We start from the raw sequence: 17,371 nt of genomic DNA on the forward strand, positions 1-17,371 counted from the left end.
CAGCGGGAGGTCAACCATGACAATGACCGAAGCGTCCCGTGAAGTCGGCGTGGTGCTTCGCCGTCGCGTTATCGATAATCCCTGGATTGATCATATGTGGTCGCCGGTGACGATTCTCGAAGACGTGCCTTCGACTGCGCCCTGGACAGTGCTGTCGCAAGAGTCTGATGCAACACTGTATTATGCCGGCTGCGCGACGATCGAACTGTTCCGCGCAGAGACGGCTAACTATCGCGACAATCTTTCTGATGGCGCCCCTCAGATATGGGTCGCGCTTCGGCGTCAGGGCGGTGGCCCGGAGCTTGAATTGACGAAGGTGACCGCCGATCCGGCCGAGGGAGAAGCGATGTTTGAGAGCGGCACCGATGTGATCGGCACAGTCCCTATGCCGCCTGACATCGCATCCTGGGTCGCTGCCTTTGTCGATAAGTTTCATGTCGAGCACGTCTTCCAAAAGCGGAAGCGTGATCGGGCAAATGTCGATCGCAAGCCTGATGAAAATCCGCCCGGCTCCCTGAAGGATGGCGCATGAGTCAGGACGAACAAAACGACAAGGACTTTCTGTCGCGCTGGTCGCAACGTAAGCGCGAGGCAAAACTCCAAGACACCGGCGTTGTGGCTGCAAAGGTGTCTGAAGAGGCGGACAATGCGGCTGAGCTGACTTCAGAAGGCGTTGCCGAGGAGCCGTTTGATCTTTCGAGCCTGCCGAAGTTGGAAGACATCACGGAAGTCACCGACATCAGAATGTTCTTGCACAAGGGCGTACCCGAGAGTCTGCGTAATGCGGCCTTGCGAAAGGCTTGGGCATTGGACCCCGCGATCCGCAATTACGTGAATCCCGCGCTCGACTACGCATACGATTGGAATACGCCGGGCGGTGTGCCTGGGAGCGGCGAACTCGAGGCTGGCACCGATATTGCGAAAATGGTGCGGCAAATCATGGGTAGCGATCTCGGGACATCAGACGTGGATGATGCCTTACCGCACCGCGATACAACTGAACTTGCGAGCGGGAATGCTGGTATCGATGCACCGCAAGGTGTGCAGCCAGATCTATCCGCGCAGCACTTGAGTGTGTCTGACTCCCCAGCAGATCCAATTTCCGTAATGGCAGGAAACGAGAATCCGAAACAAGTTCAGGTTGAAAGTTCCCAGGTTGCAAGATCCGCCGAGCTCAATGCACCGCAACAACAGGTGCGACGACATGGCACTGCTAAACCAAGGATTTAACTCAACGATTCTTAGACATAGGACGAACCTATGGAGTAGCTTTAGAACTATAATAGTTCTAGGCGAAGTAGATGCCTGGTTTGAAGGCACGGGCGGGGGAACTCGGTTCGTACCATGCGAGACGCAGGTTTAGAGCAAGCAATCAAAGTGGCGGGCGGCGTTGCGTCGCTGGCGAGAGCTGTTGGTATTTCGCAGCCGTCGGTATCGACGTGGTCACGCATTCCGGCAGACCGGGTTCTCACCATTGAGGCGCTGACCAGCATCCCGCGTTTCATACTTCGTCCCGATCTCTACGGGTCAGCGGGGGCTGACGTGTCATCATTCAAAATTGATGAAATCGATCAGCTTCGCGCGGCTGAGTACGATTTGCTGTCTCTGCTGCTCGGCAAGGCTCCCGATGCTGCGACGTTGGCGCGAGTTGTCACGCTCAAAGGCGACGCGTCGGATCTTGGTATGGCGCATGTCGAACTTGCCGCGGCGGCGGAGATGGATGAGCGCGCCGTCAGCAGGGAATTCTTCGATCTGTTTATCGGCCTGGGTCGCGGCGAGGTGCTGCCCTATGCGTCATATTACCTGACCGGCTTTCTTCACGAACGTCCCTTGGCGCGCGTCCGCGAAGACTTCGATCTACTCGGGATCGAGCGGGCAGGTCCGTCACGTGAGCCTGAGGATCACATCGCGATCCTGCTCGAAGTTATGGCCAACCTTGCGCGCGGCGCGTTCGACGCAGATTTCGCCATGCAGGCGCGGTTTTTCGAGCGGCATCTCAAACCGTGGGGCGCGCGAATGTTCGCTGACCTCGAGGTGTCTAAATCCGCAAGATTCTATCGCGCGGTCGGTCGCTTAGGCCGCGTGTTTATGGAGCTCGAATCGGAAGCCTTCACGCTGTCGGAGTAACACGGAAGGCAAAACTGAACTCGATTGGAAGGAGATCGCAATGAGCAAGCCCTCCAAGAGCCAAGTGCCTAAGAGTGAGAGCACGACCCCGAATAAAAGAGGGCTCGATCGCCGTCGTTTCTTCATGATGGGTGGATCAGCCGTCGCGGCCGCAGCGATCGTTCCAATGACCGGCAGCGAGGCAGAAGCAGACAGCGAGTCGCAAGCCGAACGCGTCAAGGCCCGTTACAGGCTCTCTGATGAGGTCAAGACCTTTTATCGCGTCAATCGCTATTGATGGAAGCACGCACATGTTGATCAAGCGAAGGGAAGGATCAGCAGGCCGCCCGCGGTTGCAAGGCATGGCCGCTGGATTGGCTTCAGGCGTTCTCGATCGCCGTACATTTCTGCGCCGCTCCGGTCTGGTTGCGGGTGCAGGAGCGGCAATCGGACTGGCGCCGCTCGGATCGGTGCGCAAGGCGCAAGCCGGTCCGATGGTTGTCGGTGCACCGACCGAAGTCAGAAAGAACATCTGCACGCATTGCTCGGTCGGCTGCACGGTGATCGCCGAGATTCAGAACGGCGTCTGGGTTGGCCAGGAGCCGGGGTGGGATAGCCCGATCAATCGCGGGTCGCACTGCGCCAAGGGTGCGTCGGTCCGCGAATTGGTGCACGGCGACCGCCGACTGAAATACCCGATGAAGCTGGTCAACGGCGAATGGCAGAAGATCGCATGGGATCAGGCCATCAATGAGATCGGCGACAAGATGATGGAGATCCGCGGGAAGTCTGGTGCGGACTCCATGTACCTTCTCGGCTCGGCGAAATTCTCCAACGAAGGAGGGTACCTGTTCCGTAAGTTTGCGGCGTTCTGGGGCACGAATTCGATCGACCATCAGGCGCGCATCTGTCACTCGACGACTGTCGCGGGCGTAGCCAATACATGGGGCTACGGTGCCATGACAAACTCCTACAACGACATTCGCAATTCGAAGACGATCGTCTTCATGGGATCGAACGCAGCTGAAGCGCATCCGGTATCGATGCAGCACATCCTGACAGGCAAAGAAATCAACCGCGCCAACGTCTTCGTTCTGGATCCGCGTTTCACGCGCACCGCTGCACATGCGACGGAGTACATCCGGTTCCGGGGCGGCACAGATATCGCCGTGATCTGGGGCATGCTGCATCATATCTTTGCGAATGGCTGGGAAGACAAGCAATTCATCGCTCAACGCGTCTACGGCATGGATCAAATTCGTGCCGAGGTTGCCAAATGGACGCCGGATGAGGTCGAGCGGGTTACTGGCATTCCCATCGAACAGATGAAGAAGGTTGCCGAAACCTTCGCGAAGGTGAAGCCGGCCACGCTCATCTGGTGTATGGGCGGAACGCAACACACCGTCGGCACCGCGAACGTGCGCGCTTACTGTACATTGTTGCTCGCAACCGGAAATGTCGGCTCCTTTGGTACGGGCGCCAACATTTTCCGCGGCCATTGCAACGTGCAGGGCGCGACCGATATCGGTCTCGATATCACCTCGCTGCCGCTCTACTACGGTCTGGTGGAGGGCGCCTGGAAGCACTGGGCTCGTGTCTGGGAAGTCGACTACGACTACTTCCAGTCGCGATTCGATGAAGTGCCGGCCAAGGCTGGCCGTCCAGCTCGCACGCGCAAGCAAAATATGGAGTTGCCAGGCATCCCATGGACCCGCTGGTTCGATGCGACGCTTGCAAACCCCGACGAGGTCGATCAGCGGGACGTCGTCAAGGGCGTGGTCATCATGGGCCATGGCGGCAACACCATTCCACGCATGACAGAGATGGTGAAGGGCCTCGAGAAGCTCGAATTGCTGGTGGTCGCCGATCCGCATCCGACGACGTTTGCTGCGATCTCGAACCGCAAGAACGGCACTTACCTCTTGCCGGCCTGTACTCAGTTCGAGACCTCGGGCTCACGAACTGCCTCGAACCGCTCGTTGCAGTGGGGCGAACAGGTCGTCAAGCCGATCTTTGAATCGAAGGATGATTACGAAATTATCTACTTGCTTTCGAAGAAACTCGGATTCGCCGAGCCGATGTTCAAGAACATCAAGGTGGAGAACAATCGCCCGTCGCCCGAGGACCTGCTGCGGGAAATCAACCGAGGCGGTTTCTCGACCGGCTATTCCGGCCAGTCTCCGGAGCGCCTGAAGGCGCACATGAAGAACCAAGGCAAGTTCGATCTGGTGACGCTGCGCGCAAAGGCCGACGAGCCGGAGATCGGCGGCGACTACTACGGCCTGCCGTGGCCGTGCTGGGGCACACCGCAGATCAAGCACCCCGGGACGCATACGCTCTACAACACCAATCTTCATGTGAAGGATGGTGGCGGGACGTTCCGTGCGCGCTTCGGCGTCGTCTACGAAGAAAAACAGCCCGACGGTTCGGTCAAGAACGTCAATCTTTTGGCCGAAGGGTCCTACAGCAAAGGCTCGGAGCTGACCGACGGTTACCCCGAGTTCACGTACGGCGTGCTGAAGAAACTCGGCTGGGACAAGGATCTCACTGAAGGCGAACTCGCTACCATCAACAAGATCGGCGGCAACAATCCGGATAGCGTAGGCTGGGCGGTTGATCTGTCTGGCGGCATCATCCGCGTCACGCTTAATCACGGCGTGATGGCTTACGGAAACGGCAAGGCCCGTGCGGTGGCGTGGAATCTTCCGGACCCGGTCCCGGTTCACCGTGAGCCGATCTATTCACCGCGTCCTGAACTCGTTGCAAAGTATCCGACGCGGCCGGACGGGCGTCAGTTCCGCATGGCCAATCTCGGCTTCTCGATTCAGAAGGCGGCGGTGGACAAGGGTCTTGCAAAGCAATTCCCGATCATCCTCACCACCGGTCGTCTCGTTGAATACGAGGGCGGCGGTGAAGAGACACGTTCGAACCGTTGGCTGGCCGAATTGCAGCAGGACATGTTCGTTGAGGTCAATACGTCCGATGCCGCCGAACGCGGTATCAAGGATGGCGGGTGGGTTTGGGTCACCGGTCCGGAAAACGGTTCAAAGGCCCGCATGAAGGCTCTGGTTACGGATCGTGTTGGAAAGGGCGTTGCGTATATGCCCTTCCACTTCAGTGGCTGGTTCCAGGGGGTCGATCAGCGTGGCAACTATCCGAAGGGATGCGATCCGATCGTGCTTGGCGAAAGCGCTAACACGATCACGGGCTACGGATACGACCCGGTAACAGGTATGCATGAGGGAAAAGTTTGCCTCTGCCAGATCCAGACGGCGTGAGAGGAGAATAGAAGATGGCTCGCGTCAAATTTCTTTGTGATGCCGACCGTTGTATCGAGTGCAATGCCTGTGTGACGGCCTGCAAGAACGAGCATGAGGTGCCTTGGGGCATCAATCGCCGCCGTGTCGTGACCATCAATGACGGCAAGCCTGGCGAACGCTCGGTGTCGATGGCCTGCATGCACTGCACGGATGCGCCCTGTGCGGCTGTTTGCCCGGTGTCGTGTTTCTATACCACGGCAGACGGCGTCGTTCTTCACTCGAAGGATCTCTGCATCGGTTGCGGATACTGCTTCTACGCTTGTCCGTTCGGCGCGCCGCAGTATCCGAAGGTCGGAAACTTCGGCTCCCGCGGTAAGATGGATAAGTGCACCTATTGTGCAGGCGGTCCGGAGCCGGATTTCTCAGCCGCCGAATACGCAAAGTACGGCGCCAATCGTCTCGCGGAAGGCAAGCTGCCCCTCTGCGCCGAAATGTGCTCCACCAAATCGCTGCTTGCAGGTGACGGCGCCATTATCGCGGAGATCTACAAAGAGCGTGTGATGAAGCGTGGCTACGGTTCGGGCATGTGGGGTTGGAAGACGGCCTACAGCGATTCACCGACTGGTTAGCGCAGAGCACGTGCGGAAGCCGTTCAGTGGCCTTCGACCGCAAACTCGACGTTCATTCTCGAATGGAAATGGGAAGGTTGTGCCGATGTCGATCTCGCTCTCAACCCTCAGGGCCGTATGTGCCGCCATCGCGCTGCTGTTCGTGTTCGCGCAGCCTGTTGCCGCACAAATATCCTTCAAACCTACCGCAGACGCCGTTCACGAGGACCAGCTTCTCAAATCCCTCAAGGAGGGTGAGAAGATCACAGGCCGGATCACCATCCCGGACCCGATGGCGTCCAGCCTGATCCAGCCGGCCGGTCGCGATTGGCGCGACTTTCAGCGCTACAAGCTTCCGGTCATCGGCGGCGTCGCCATCATTGGCATGCTGGCGCTATTGGCGATCTTCCTGGCGGTGCGAGGGCGCATTCGTGTTGAGCGCGGCTTTTCCGGAATCAAGATTCTCCGCTTTGCGAGCTTCGAGCGCTTCACGCACTGGATGACCGCAACATGCTTCGTCATTCTCGCGCTGTCGGGCCTGAACATCAGCTTCGGTCGCGTACTTATTTTGCCGGTGTTTGGCCCCGATGCGTTCTCCACGCTGACCGCGTGGGGCAAGATCGCACACAACTATCTTGCATTCCCGTTCATGCTGGGCCTCGTTCTGATGTTCTTCATCTGGATCAAGGACAACATCCCCGGCAAACTTGATTTCATATGGCTCAAAAAGGGCGGCGGCCTATTGAAGAACGGCGAACATCCGCCGGCCAAGCGCTTCAATGCCGGCCAGAAGGGGGTCTTCTGGATGGTCATCATCGGCGGTGCGCTGATGTCGGTCTCCGGCTGGTTCTTGCTGTTCCCCTATATTCCAGCGAACGTGACGGTGCTGCAGATCTGGACCGTCGTTCATGCCGTGATTGCGATGCTCTTCATCGCAGGGATTTTGGCCCACATCTACATAGGCACGGTTGGGATGGAGGGCGCGTTCGAAGCGATGGGCACGGGCGAAGTCGATCTCAACTGGGCCGAGCAGCATCACTCGCTCTGGGTCGAGGAGGAGGAAGAAAAAGGCCACGTGTCTGATACAGGAAGCACGCGGGCGATGCCCGCAGAGTAGCTAGGTATTCTACGCGGCCATCAGCATAAAGGGACCATCAAGCGTGGCTGAGTGGTCCCTTTGAGCGTCGGAGTTCAACACACGGATAGATAGGATTCTGCGAGCCTACGAGGGCTGCACGCTCGACGCGATCCCTTCTCAGGACTTTGCAGGGTTGTTTTCTCCTGACCAGTTAGATCCAACCAGGTTGTGGCCAGGATCCCCAACACGAGCTCCGCTTGTTGAGAAAGCAACGTAGCCGGGCTCCTGAAACTTGTTGAGCAACACCGACACTGCGGCGGCCGATAGACCCGCGAAAACCAATGCGACAATAAAAGTCTTCATGGCATTCCTCTATCAAACACTCGACAGTCAAAGTATTTGGCAGTTCCATTTTATGGGCCTGAGCTTCGGGCAAAGCAAGCTATCCATTGTCGCGCTTGCGCCGCACGCCCCCTTGGGGCACGAAACGCGTGCGCTGCAAGAGATGTCATGATGGGGAGGGCCGTCGCTTGAGCAATCCCGTCTGGCCTGTCGAACTTCGCCTCGCGAAAGACAGGCGTTCGCTGAACATTACGTTTGACGATGGCACGAGCTTCGCTCTCCCGGCGGAACTGCTCCGCGTGACCAGCCCTTCGGCCGAGGTTCAAGGTCATTCCGAAGCCGAACGAAAGACCGTCGGCGGCAAGCGTAACGTCGCCATTCTCTCAGTCGATCCGGTTGGAAACTACGCGGTCCGGATCGGCTTCGACGACATGCACAACACCGGAATTTACTCCTGGGCTTTTCTGCATGACCTTGGCGTCAACAGCGCAGTGCGCTTTCAAGAGTACCTCGACGATCTCGCTGCCAAAGCCCTCGACCGCGACAAGCCCGGTGTTCGTTAACTGGCTTGACGCAGTGCGCACCGCCGCGTCTCGTCTTGGTACTGTGCCGATAGCGATCGCATCGCCAGCCATAGCTAAAAGCGGCGCTTGGCTGTCTTCGTGTCGCGCCGCCGTGTCATGTCGCTGAGCAGGTGGTCCGTTGTCTCGCCGAGAGCCTTTCTACGGCGCCAAATTTGCATACCGCGGCGCTGACAACGCGCCCGCAGTGAGAAAGTAAGTAAGGGGACTGCTCTGTTCAAATTAGTCAGGCGACCGGAGAACTCAATTCACCCGGTCGTCTGCACTTGTCAGCAAAACAGTTGCGACCATCCCTCCGTCGGGATGGTTGCTCAAGGTCAATGATCCGCCGATCGCTTGCGCAAGCTGGTGGGCGATCGCAAGGCCAAGGCCCGTGCCGCCCGTGTCGCGACTGCGCGATCGCTCCAGGCGATAAAACGGTTGAAGTACCGCTTGAAGCTCATTCTCCGGGATGCCAGGGCCGTTATCCTTCACCTTGATCAGAATGTCTTTGCCGTTTCGCGTCTCCACCGAAACGGCCGCAGAGCCTCCGAACTTCAAGGCATTGTCGATGAGGTTGCCAAGAATGCGCCGCAGAGCGTGAGGCTTTGAGGTGATCTGCGCATGCGTGCTGCCGGTGAGGCTCACTGCACTTCCAACATCCTGATAATCATAGACGAGGCTTTGCAGGAACGAGTCGATATCCATTCTCGCGAACTTCTCGGCAGTGCCGTGAGCACTGCGTGCATAGGCAATGCCCTCGCGGACAAGCTGCTCGATCTGGCCGAGATCCTGCAGAAGCTTTTCTTTGCTGGTGCCATCCTCGGCGAGTTCGGCCCGGAGCTTCATGCGGGTGATGGGTGTCTGAAGGTCATGGGAAATCGCAGCGAGAATCTGGACTCGCTCTTCGAGGTAATCCGCAATGCGATCCCGCATTTTATTAAATGCACTAGCGGCATGGGCGACCTCGCGTGGCCCGGTTTCGCTCAGCCGCGGCGCTTTCTTGTTCGGGTCCAGTGCATCGGCAGCGTTGGCAAAATTTACTAGCGGACGGATGGCCAGTCGGACGGCATACCAGCAGCACAGGATGAGGAGAGCGAGCTGAGCGACGAGCACGTATGGCAGCCATTGCGCCACCGGCATGAGGGCGGGATTGACGTCGATCGTCAGTGGGCTGCCATCGCTCAAGGTGACATGGGCTTGAAGACGTTTGCCATCACCCGGAATGGATTCAACGGTGATGGGATAACGGTGGCCGACAGCTTCCCGTATCTTTGAAGCGATCTCCGCGCCGCGCTGGCTCATGTCTGGAATGCCGGCGAGACCTGAGCCGAGTACAAACCGATAGGTTCCGCGGTCGAGCCGCGCCACCCAATCGGCGCGCTCATTCGCCGGCAAACGATCCAGTATAGCGATCGAGGTCGCGACGTCCCTCTCCAATGTACCAAGCATCATTGTCTTGGCTGTCATGTAGCGCTCCAGAAACAGAGCGCTGAACGACAACGCGTGCGCAATGATCAAGCCGGTGAGCAGGATCAGGAAAAGCCTTGCTCCTAGAGTCCGAGGCCAGAGCTGGAGCCGTTGCAATGCAGCCGTCGCGCTCATTGCCGGCTCTCGCGGATTTCGACCGGAACGGCGAAGACGTAGCCCTCGCTACGAACGGTCTTGATGTAGGCGGGCTCCCGTGCATCGTCATTCAGGCGCTGACGCAGGCGGCTGACAAGCAGGTCGATGGAGCGATCAAACAGCTCTGACTCTCGGCCTTGTGTCAGGTTCAGGAGCTGGTCGCGATTGAGGACGCGCTGCGGATGATCGACGAACACGCGCAACAGGCGGTATTCGGCACCACTAAGGGCAATCGCGGTGCCGTTTTTATCGAGTAGATGTCGTGCGGTGGTGTCGAGCTGCCAGTCACCAAAGGCTAGTAACTGGCCAACCTCTGTGACCTGCAGATTGGGAGGCAGCATGCGGGTGCGGCGCAGGACCGCCTTGATGCGCGCAAGCAGTTCCCGCGCAGCAAATGGCTTTGGCAAATAATCATCTGCGCCCATCTCCAGCCCGACAATGCGATCGGTCTCGTCCGATCGCGCCGTCAGCATCAGGATTGGCGTGGCCTTGTGTTTGCCGGCACGCAGTTCGCGGCAGAGAACCAGGCCGTCGTCGCCTGGCATCATGATATCGAGCACGATCAGATCGACGGAATCGGTCTCCAGGAATGCCCGCATCTGCCGGCCATCGGCGGCAAGGCTGACGCGCAGGCCATTCTTCTTGAGATAGCTCGATACCAGCTCGCGGATCTCGCGGTCGTCATCGACAATCAGGATGTGATCAACGTGATCCATCGCGCTCCACCTTCAGTTCGGATGTCCGGTGATTTAGCATCAATTTCCGGCGGATGGGTAAGGCCGGTCCGGGGAATTGTAAGCCAATGTATCCACTTGGCGGCCGGACACACTGGCGCACCAAATTGTTGAAATGGCCGGTCATCCGGTCCGGAGACGAGGTGTTGGGTTGGTTTTTGTATCGGAATGTACAGGCCCGCCTCAGCAGAACACTTCGTTACATTTTCCTCGTTTCAGGACACATCCAGGATACCTCCGCATCGCTTGATGCCGTGACTGGCTGGTCGGCCATGGTGTCTCGGCGCACCACCATTCACTTCACGGAGCGCGATAATGATCCTTCTGGTTGTTGCCTATCTTGGAGGCGTACTGACGATCCTCAGTCCCTGCATTTTGCCCGTGCTTCCTTTCGTCTTTGCGCGGGCGGAACAGCCGTTCCTCAAGAGCACGTTGCCGATGCTGGTTGGCATGGCGCTGACGTTTGCTGTTGTCGCCACACTCGCCGCAGTCGGCGGCAGCTGGGCGATCCACGCCAATGAATATGGCCGATACATTGCCATTACAATGCTGGCCGCGTTTGGCGTGACATTGCTCTCTCCGCAGCTTGCCAGCGTTTTGACGCGACCTATCGTCGGCCTCGGAAATCGACTGTCGAATGCAACGACTGGATCGCAATCGGCCGTAACAATGGGGAGTTCACTGCTGCTCGGCATCGCGACCGGCTTGCTCTGGGCTCCTTGCGCCGGGCCGATCCTTGGACTGGTGCTGACCGGTGCCGCTCTTCAGGGTGCAAACGTGCAGACCACGTTGCTGCTCGTGGCCTATGCCGCCGGTGCTGCGACCTCGCTCGCGATTGCCCTCCTGATCGGCGGACGTGTTTTCACGGCCATGAAGCAGTCATTGGGCGCGGGTGAATGGGTGCGTCGCGGTCTTGGTATCGCCGTGCTCGGCGGTGTTGTTGCGATCGGATTGGGTGCCGACACCGGTTTTCTCGCGCGTCTCTCCAGCGTCAGCACGGGTAAGTTCGAGCAGACATTGCTCGACGCGTTCAACACGAACAAGACGAAGCCGGCGTCCGGTGTGACTGAAGGTAACAGCATGATGGTGGCATCCAATGAACCGCGGTCGCAGCTTCGCAGCATGCTGCCGGTGGAAGGTCAGTTGCCGTCGCTTGATGGTGCGGTCGAGTGGCTCAACTCGCAGCCGCTCACGGTCGAACAGCTGCGTGGCAAGGTCGTGCTGGTCGATTTCTGGACCTATTCCTGCATCAACTGCATTCGCTCCATTCCTTACACTCGTGCCTGGGCCGAAAAGTATAAGGATCAGGGCGTTGTCGTGATCGGTGTGCATGCACCGGAATTCGCCTTCGAGAAGAACATCGGCAATGTCAAAAAGGCGGTCGAGGATTTCAAGCTTGGTTTCCCAATTGCGGTGGACAATAACTTCAAGATCTGGCGTGCCTTCCAGAACAATTACTGGCCGGCGCTCTATATCGCCGATGCCAAGGGACAGATCCGGTATCATCACTTCGGTGAGGGCAACTACGACAAGACCGAAGAGGTCATCCAGCAACTGCTGGCTGAAGCCGGAAACCCGAAGGCTGAGAGAGATCTCGTCAAACCAGACGCCAAGGGCGCGCAAGCCGCGCCCGACCTCGGCCACGTTGGGTCGTCCGAAACCTATATCGGCTATGAGCGTGCGTCGGACTTCGTATCGCCCGGAGGCCTGCGAAGCGACGTGGCCCGGGATTACACGTCGGCGGCGCCTGGGCTTAACGAGTGGGGCCTGACCGGCAATTGGACCGTCGGGCCCGAGCTTGCGACGCTTAATCGGGAAGGCGGCGGCATCGCCTACAGATTCAGCGCACGTGATCTGCATCTGGTTCTGGGATCACGTCCTGACGGCAAGCCGGTGCGCTTTCAGGTCAAGATTGACGGCAAGCCGCCGGGAGAAAGCCACGGATCGGATATCGACGCTGACGGCAACGGGACAGTCAGACAAACCCGTCTTTATCAGCTCGTGCGTCAGGCGGGTGAGGTGAAGGCGAGGACGTTCGAAGTCCGCTTTCTCGATCCCGGCGTCGAGGCTTTCGTGTTTACGTTCGGGTAGGGGCGTACGATGTGCCTAGTGTGGTGGTTCAGAAGTTCGCTCGATTTTTCCTGCGAGCCCTTCTAGCGAACTTCTGAACCTGAACCACACTAGAATCATAGATTTACTAGTGTCCTATCGAATCCAAGTCCGCTACAGAGCGCGCTGCACGATCGGGCGGACTTGGATTCGGGACACTAGTTGCTCAACCGATCCTGATGATACTTGCCGCGGAGTTGCGTCATGGTGTCTCAACCGAGTTGCTTGGTCTGCTCGGCGGATTACTTCGCATCGCCCTGCCGAGCGTGGACGTCATGGATCAGATCAAGCTGCACCTCACGATATGGAGCTTGCCGGCGGCGGTGATGGCGCACCGGATTTCGAGGACCGTGGGTCGTTTCCGGTAGATGCACAAAAAAATGAAGTGCCGCCGCCGGGGGCCGCTTTGCAGAATTTAAGTGATGATTGGAGGTGATCGCGGGTAGAGTGGGGAAACCGAACACTCATTCCCGATTGTGCAATTGTCAGCGATGAACCCTCGACCCGCGACCGGCTCTTTGATCTCCCTTGAAGAGGCATTGAGCCGGCTTTTGGAAGGCTGCGAACCTGTTGAGCCGCATGATGTGCCGGCATCAGAGGCGCTTGGATGTGTTTTGGCCCAGACATTGTCGGTGAACGGACCTTATCCGGCACAGAATACTGCGATACGCGACGGCTGGGCGCTCCGTTCGCAAGATCTGGTCGGAGCGACAGCCTATTCACCGGTCTTGCTGAATGAACTGCCGCCCTGGGTCGAGAATGGCGATCCTCTTCCCGCTGGATGTGATTGCGTGCTTGAGCCGGAGTTGCTCGAGCAGACAGGTCCCATTGTGCAAATCATATCTGAGGCGATTCCCGGCGCTGGAGTCAGGCGGATCGGCGAAGAACTGAAAGCTGGAAGCGTGACCTTGCCAGGGGGCAAGATATTAGGTCCGCTCGATCTTGTCATTGCAAGGGCCATCGGTCTAGAGAAATTGGCAATCTGTCGCCCACGGGTGCGGATCGTGAATGTGCCGCCAGCGACAGGTAATTCATTGACGAACGCGCTTATCGCGGATGCGGTGCGCCGTGTCGGCGCCGATGTTGTTTACGTTGAGGCCGCCGGGCGTGATGCGAAATCGATCGCAAGCGAGCTGGATGAGACAGCTTGCGACATGCTGCTGATCATTGGTGGAACCGGTGTCGGGCACACCGATGCGACAGTCGCCGCGCTTGCAGAGAAAAACGCACTTTTGGCGCATGGCATTGCGCTGCAGCCCGGCCGTACAACAGCCATTGGCCGGATCGGACGATGTCCCATTGTTGCCTTGCCTGGGGCGCCTGATCAGGCGCTTGCAGCGTGGTGGGCAATGGCGCTGCCGGTGTTGGATCGGCTCTCAGGGCGGCATATATCTTCAGAAACGCTGCCTTTGGCACTCAAGATTTCATCAGGACCCGGTATGGCTGACGTCGTCTTACTGAAGCGAGAAGAAGCAAAGTGGCTGCCGCTCTCGATCAGCGATCTTTCTCTCGGCAGTTTGTCGGCTGCGGATGCCTGGGTTGTTGTTCCGGGCCGGAGCGAGGGATATGCAGCTGGGGCGCTTTGCAGTGTTTATCTGCTTCGAGACACAGTGTGAGCTGGCGGAATGACGAATTCTTCAGTTTCTCCCACCATCGATCAGGAGCAATTCCTCACAATTCTCTCTCGTGAGGATGCAATCGCACGTTTTGAGGAAGCGCTTTTTCCGCGCGCCTTGGCCACAGAGAAGCGTGCGCTGTCGGATGCACTTGGGTACGCATTGGCAGAGGATGTGATCGCGCCACTCGATGTGCCGCCGTTCGATCGCTCGAATGTTGATGGATTTGCCGTACGTTCGTCGGATCTCGCGCAGGCTGCAGAAACGGCACCAGTTCGACTCACGCTTAACGGTGAAACCATTGCGTGCGGTGTAGACCCGCAATTGATGGTGGGATCGGGAACGGCAACGCCCATCGCGACCGGTGGTCCGATCCCGCGTGGTGCTGATGCTGTCGTCATGATTGAACACACCCAGCCCAATCAAGGTGCCATCGGTGTGCGGCGTTCGGTGTCTCCGGGACAATTCGTGTCCTATGCCGGCTCCGACATCGCGCGTGGCGAGGTATTGTTGCGGGTGGGGACGATCATCGGTTCGCGTGAAATCGGCATGTTGGCAGCTTGCGGCATCGCGCAGGTTTCCGTGGTGCGAAGGCCGAAGATCGCGATTCTCTCCACCGGAGATGAACTTATTTCGCCGGGCAAGCTGCTCTCTCCGGCGCAGATCTATGACACCAATGGATCGATCGTCACGGCAGCGGTGAACGAGAACGGCGGTTCAGCGCACTTCCTGGGCGCTATCCCGGACGATGAAGCAAGGCTGGAAGCCGCCATGCGGGAGGCGCTCGCTGATTGCGACATGCTCGTTTTGTCCGGCGGCACATCGAAAGGCGCGGGCGACGTTTCACACCGGATTATCGGACGGCTCGGCAAGCCAGGCATCATCGCGCACGGCGTCGCGCTGAAGCCGGGCAAGCCACTCTGTCTCGCGGTCTGCGACGGAAAGCCTGTTGTTATTCTCCCCGGATTTCCAACCTCGGCGATGTTCACGTTCCACGACATGATCGTGCCGGTGTTGCGGCGTCTGGCGGGATTGCCGCCGCGCACGGACGCGCATGTGCAGGCCAAAGTGCCCGTTCGTATCGCGTCCGAGTTGGGACGTACCGAATTCGTTATGGTTTCGCTTGTGGAAGGCGACAATGGCCTGATCGCTTACCCGTCCGGCAAGGGATCGGGCGCGATCACGGCATTTGCACAAGCCGATGGATTTTTGCGTATCGATGCGCTTGCCGATCAGATGCCGGCTGGTACTGAGGCGGACGTGACATTGTTCACGCCGCATGTGCGTGTGCCGGATCTGGTGATTGTCGGCAGTCATTGCACGGGACTCGATATCGTCACCGCACCATTGGCACGGGCAGGTCTTTCGGTGCGTTCGATCTCGGTCGGAAGTTTGGGCGGACTGGCGGCTGCGCGGCGCGGGGAATGTGATCTTGCGCCGATCCATCTCTTCGATGACAAGACCGACACTTACAATGCCTCGTTTCTCGTCCCCGGCCTTGAATTGATGTCGGGCTATCGACGCATGCAGGGCATCGTCTTCCGGAAGGGCGATAGCCGTTTTGAAGGGCTTGATGCGAAGGGAGCCATCCGAGCCGCACTTGCGGATGCGTCGTGCATCATGGTGAACCGCAACCAGGGCGCTGGCACACGCATCCTGATTGACCGGCTTTTGGAAGGTGCGAGGCCGGAGGGCTACTGGAATCAACCAAAATCGCACAACGCTGTTGCAGCCGCAGTGGCGCAACGACGGGCTGACTGGGGCATGACGATCGCGCCTGTTGCTCAGGCAGCCGGACTTGGTTTCATACCATTTGCGGAAGAACACTATGACTTTGCGCTGGTGACATCTCGTCGCGAACGTCCGGCTGTTCAGGCTTTTATTGACTCTCTAAGGTCGGACGAGACGCGTGCGGCCCTCGAACGCGCGGGATTTAGACCTGCTTGAGTTGGCTATATGTGAGTAAGATGCATATTGCGGTGTATCGCCGGATATTCCGGCAAGCATGATCGGACTTTGATGGCGCAGCTTACCGACGATTGTTTTGCCTTCGGTGGTCCGATGATGTCGGTCGACGAAGCTGTCGCAATGATCGCATCGCGGGTTCAGGCTGTTCAGGAGATCGAAGCCGTTTCACTGGCCCGTGCAGACGGTCGCGTTCTTGCTGAAGCCGTCGTGGCATCAATGCCGCTGCCGCCCTTTATTAATTCCGCTGTCGACGGCTACGCGGTTCGCAGCGAAGATCTTTCGCTTGCGGGCAAGCAGCCGTTTCCGGTTGTCGGGCGCATCGCGGCTGGCAGCATTGCCGAATATCCGATCAAGCCCGGCCAAGCCGTTCGTATCTTCACGGGCGCACCGATGCCGGAGGGCGCAGATACTGTCTTCATGCAGGAAGACGTCACAGTCGAGGACGGGCGGGTCTTGCTTCCTGCAGGCCTCAAAGCTGGTGCCAATGTACGGCTGACTGGAGAAGATATTTCCGCGGGTGCATCGGTTTTGTCATCGGGAACGCGCTTGCGGCCACAGGATGTCGCACTCATTGCAGCGCTTGGGCTGACGCAGATTAATGTTCGAAGACGAATTCGCGTCGCGGTGTTTTCGACCGGCAATGAACTGGTTACGCCCGGCGCAGAGCGCGTGCCATCGCAATTGTTCGATTCCAATCGTTACATGCTCATTGCGATGTTGGGCCGTCTCGGCTGTGAGGTGAGCGATCTGGGTATTCTGCCGGATGATCGCGCGTCACTGGCGCAGTCGTTGCGCAAGGCTTCGGGTGGTCATGATCTGATCCTGACCTCCGGCGGTGTTTCGACCGGTGAAGAGGATCACGTCAAGGCTGCGGTCGAGAGTGTTGGTTCTTTGGTGCTCTGGCGTATCGCCATCAAGCCTGGACGTCCCGTTGCAATGGGTGTGATTGAAGGCACGCCGTTTATCGGATTGCCGGGGAATCCGGTCGCGAGCTTCGTGACGTTCACTTATGTCGTGCGTCCGACCGTGCTTGCGCTGCTGGGCGCGTCGCAGGATCGTCCGATCCCGAACCTGATGCGGGCGTCCTTCGCGTACAAGAAAAAAATATCCCGCCGCGAATATGTCCGGGTGAGTGTTCGTCGCGCCAGCGACGGCGTATTGGAGGCCACTAAGTTCCCGCGTGAAGGCGCAGGTCTGTTGTCGTCGCTAGTGGAGACGGACGGCTTCGTTGAGCTCCCCGAAGACGTCACTCAGGTTCAGCCGGGCGATGTCGTGAATTTCCTCAGCTACGCGAGCCTGACGTAGCGAAGACGCGCGCTTCTTTCTCAAGCTCAATTCACTGAAGATGGACATCAATGATGTCT

General features: G+C 58.5%; 16 protein-coding genes. 14 read left to right on the plus strand and 2 right to left on the minus strand.

The window, feature by feature from the left end; all coding sequences use genetic code 11:
• Positions 1-16 precede the first annotated feature (16 nt).
• The 9 genes from ACZ5C3_RS04835 (at position 17) to ACZ5C3_RS04875 (ending at position 7,957) form a co-directional block, all read left to right on the plus strand.
• Positions 17-532: a DUF3305 domain-containing protein gene (locus ACZ5C3_RS04835; RefSeq protein ID WP_464035687.1), complete on the plus strand. Its 516-nt coding sequence runs from the start codon at positions 17-19 to the stop codon at positions 530-532.
• Complete coding sequence (locus tag ACZ5C3_RS04840) at positions 529-1,230, plus strand: DUF3306 domain-containing protein (protein WP_464035688.1); 702 nt, start codon at positions 529-531, stop codon at positions 1,228-1,230. Before ACZ5C3_RS04835 ends, ACZ5C3_RS04840 begins: the two co-directional genes overlap by 4 nt.
• A gap of 114 nt (positions 1,231-1,344) precedes the next feature.
• Positions 1,345-2,127 carry a Cro/CI family transcriptional regulator gene (locus tag ACZ5C3_RS04845; protein WP_464035689.1) on the plus strand — a complete coding sequence of 261 codons (783 nt, stop codon included), beginning with the start codon at positions 1,345-1,347 and terminating at the stop codon, positions 2,125-2,127.
• A 40-nt stretch (positions 2,128-2,167) separates the two neighbouring features.
• Positions 2,168-2,404 carry a hypothetical protein gene (locus tag ACZ5C3_RS04850; RefSeq protein WP_464035690.1) on the plus strand — a complete coding sequence of 79 codons (237 nt, stop codon included), beginning with the start codon at positions 2,168-2,170 and terminating at the stop codon, positions 2,402-2,404.
• A gap of 13 nt (positions 2,405-2,417) precedes the next feature.
• Positions 2,418-5,384: a formate dehydrogenase subunit alpha gene (locus tag ACZ5C3_RS04855; protein WP_464035692.1), complete on the plus strand. Its 2,967-nt coding sequence runs from the start codon at positions 2,418-2,420 to the stop codon at positions 5,382-5,384.
• 14 nt (positions 5,385-5,398) lie between these two features.
• Entirely contained in the window at positions 5,399-5,995 is a 597-nt protein-coding gene (gene fdh3B, locus ACZ5C3_RS04860) for a formate dehydrogenase FDH3 subunit beta (protein WP_464035694.1), read from the plus strand.
• An 85-nt stretch (positions 5,996-6,080) separates the two neighbouring features.
• Positions 6,081-7,091 carry a formate dehydrogenase subunit gamma gene (locus tag ACZ5C3_RS04865; RefSeq protein ID WP_464035695.1) on the plus strand — a complete coding sequence of 337 codons (1,011 nt, stop codon included), beginning with the start codon at positions 6,081-6,083 and terminating at the stop codon, positions 7,089-7,091.
• A 256-nt stretch (positions 7,092-7,347) separates the two neighbouring features.
• Positions 7,348-7,566 carry a hypothetical protein gene (locus tag ACZ5C3_RS04870; protein ID WP_464035697.1) on the plus strand — a complete coding sequence of 73 codons (219 nt, stop codon included), beginning with the start codon at positions 7,348-7,350 and terminating at the stop codon, positions 7,564-7,566.
• 16 nt (positions 7,567-7,582) lie between these two features.
• On the plus strand, positions 7,583-7,957 hold the full coding sequence (locus ACZ5C3_RS04875; RefSeq protein WP_464035699.1) for a gamma-butyrobetaine hydroxylase family protein: 375 nt from the start codon (positions 7,583-7,585) through the stop codon (positions 7,955-7,957).
• Positions 7,958-8,218: 261 nt separating this feature from the next.
• Here ACZ5C3_RS04875 and ACZ5C3_RS04880 read toward each other — a convergent pair whose 3' ends face one another.
• The gene (locus ACZ5C3_RS04880; protein WP_464035700.1) at positions 8,219-9,559 is read right to left on the minus strand and encodes a sensor histidine kinase; all 1,341 of its coding nucleotides are present in this window, start codon (positions 9,557-9,559) and stop codon (positions 8,219-8,221) included.
• Positions 9,556-10,296: a response regulator gene (locus ACZ5C3_RS04885; RefSeq protein ID WP_464035701.1), complete on the minus strand. Its 741-nt coding sequence runs from the start codon at positions 10,294-10,296 to the stop codon at positions 9,556-9,558. Before ACZ5C3_RS04885 ends, ACZ5C3_RS04880 begins: the two co-directional genes overlap by 4 nt.
• Positions 10,297-10,629: 333 nt before the next feature.
• Here ACZ5C3_RS04885 and ACZ5C3_RS04890 point away from each other — a divergent pair, with 333 nt between their 5' ends.
• The 5 genes from ACZ5C3_RS04890 to ACZ5C3_RS04910 all read left to right on the plus strand — a co-directional run bounded on the left by ACZ5C3_RS04890 (position 10,630) and on the right by ACZ5C3_RS04910 (position 17,312).
• On the plus strand, positions 10,630-12,405 hold the full coding sequence (locus tag ACZ5C3_RS04890) for a cytochrome c biogenesis protein DipZ (RefSeq protein ID WP_464035703.1): 1,776 nt from the start codon (positions 10,630-10,632) through the stop codon (positions 12,403-12,405).
• Positions 12,406-12,602: 197 nt separating this feature from the next.
• Positions 12,603-12,791, plus strand: a complete 189-nt coding sequence (locus ACZ5C3_RS04895; RefSeq protein WP_464035704.1) for a hypothetical protein — start codon at positions 12,603-12,605, stop codon at positions 12,789-12,791.
• 123 nt (positions 12,792-12,914) lie between these two features.
• Positions 12,915-14,039, plus strand: a complete 1,125-nt coding sequence (locus ACZ5C3_RS04900; RefSeq protein WP_464035706.1) for a molybdopterin-binding protein — start codon at positions 12,915-12,917, stop codon at positions 14,037-14,039.
• Positions 14,040-14,048: 9 nt separating this feature from the next.
• The gene (locus ACZ5C3_RS04905; protein WP_464035707.1) at positions 14,049-15,986 is read left to right on the plus strand and encodes a molybdopterin biosynthesis protein; all 1,938 of its coding nucleotides are present in this window, start codon (positions 14,049-14,051) and stop codon (positions 15,984-15,986) included.
• A gap of 72 nt (positions 15,987-16,058) precedes the next feature.
• Positions 16,059-17,312, plus strand: coding sequence for a molybdopterin molybdotransferase MoeA (locus ACZ5C3_RS04910; RefSeq protein ID WP_464035709.1), 1,254 nt, complete (start codon positions 16,059-16,061; stop codon positions 17,310-17,312).
• Positions 17,313-17,371: the final 59 nt, after the last annotated feature.

Source organism: Afipia dichlorophenoxyacetatis (assembly GCF_055386385.1).

Bases quoted from the DNA above. Each gene is read 5' to 3' on its own strand.
- ACZ5C3_RS04835 (WP_464035687.1), top strand. From the start codon at position 17: ATGACAATGACCGAAGCGTCCCGTGAAGTCGGCGTGGTGCTTCGCCGT.
- ACZ5C3_RS04840 (WP_464035688.1), top strand. From the start codon at position 529: ATGAGTCAGGACGAACAAAACGACAAGGACTTTCTGTCGCGCTGGTCG.
- ACZ5C3_RS04845 (WP_464035689.1), top strand. From the start codon at position 1,345: ATGCGAGACGCAGGTTTAGAGCAAGCAATCAAAGTGGCGGGCGGCGTT.
- ACZ5C3_RS04850 (WP_464035690.1), top strand. From the start codon at position 2,168: ATGAGCAAGCCCTCCAAGAGCCAAGTGCCTAAGAGTGAGAGCACGACC.
- ACZ5C3_RS04855 (WP_464035692.1), top strand. From the start codon at position 2,418: ATGTTGATCAAGCGAAGGGAAGGATCAGCAGGCCGCCCGCGGTTGCAA.
- fdh3B (WP_464035694.1), top strand. From the start codon at position 5,399: ATGGCTCGCGTCAAATTTCTTTGTGATGCCGACCGTTGTATCGAGTGC.
- ACZ5C3_RS04865 (WP_464035695.1), top strand. From the start codon at position 6,081: ATGTCGATCTCGCTCTCAACCCTCAGGGCCGTATGTGCCGCCATCGCG.
- ACZ5C3_RS04880 (WP_464035700.1), bottom strand. From the start codon at position 9,559: ATGAGCGCGACGGCTGCATTGCAACGGCTCCAGCTCTGGCCTCGGACT.
- ACZ5C3_RS04885 (WP_464035701.1), bottom strand. From the start codon at position 10,296: ATGGATCACGTTGATCACATCCTGATTGTCGATGACGACCGCGAGATC.
- ACZ5C3_RS04890 (WP_464035703.1), top strand. From the start codon at position 10,630: ATGATCCTTCTGGTTGTTGCCTATCTTGGAGGCGTACTGACGATCCTC.
- ACZ5C3_RS04895 (WP_464035704.1), top strand. From the start codon at position 12,603: ATGATACTTGCCGCGGAGTTGCGTCATGGTGTCTCAACCGAGTTGCTT.
- ACZ5C3_RS04900 (WP_464035706.1), top strand. From the start codon at position 12,915: ATGAACCCTCGACCCGCGACCGGCTCTTTGATCTCCCTTGAAGAGGCA.
- ACZ5C3_RS04905 (WP_464035707.1), top strand. From the start codon at position 14,049: ATGACGAATTCTTCAGTTTCTCCCACCATCGATCAGGAGCAATTCCTC.
- ACZ5C3_RS04910 (WP_464035709.1), top strand. From the start codon at position 16,059: ATGGCGCAGCTTACCGACGATTGTTTTGCCTTCGGTGGTCCGATGATG.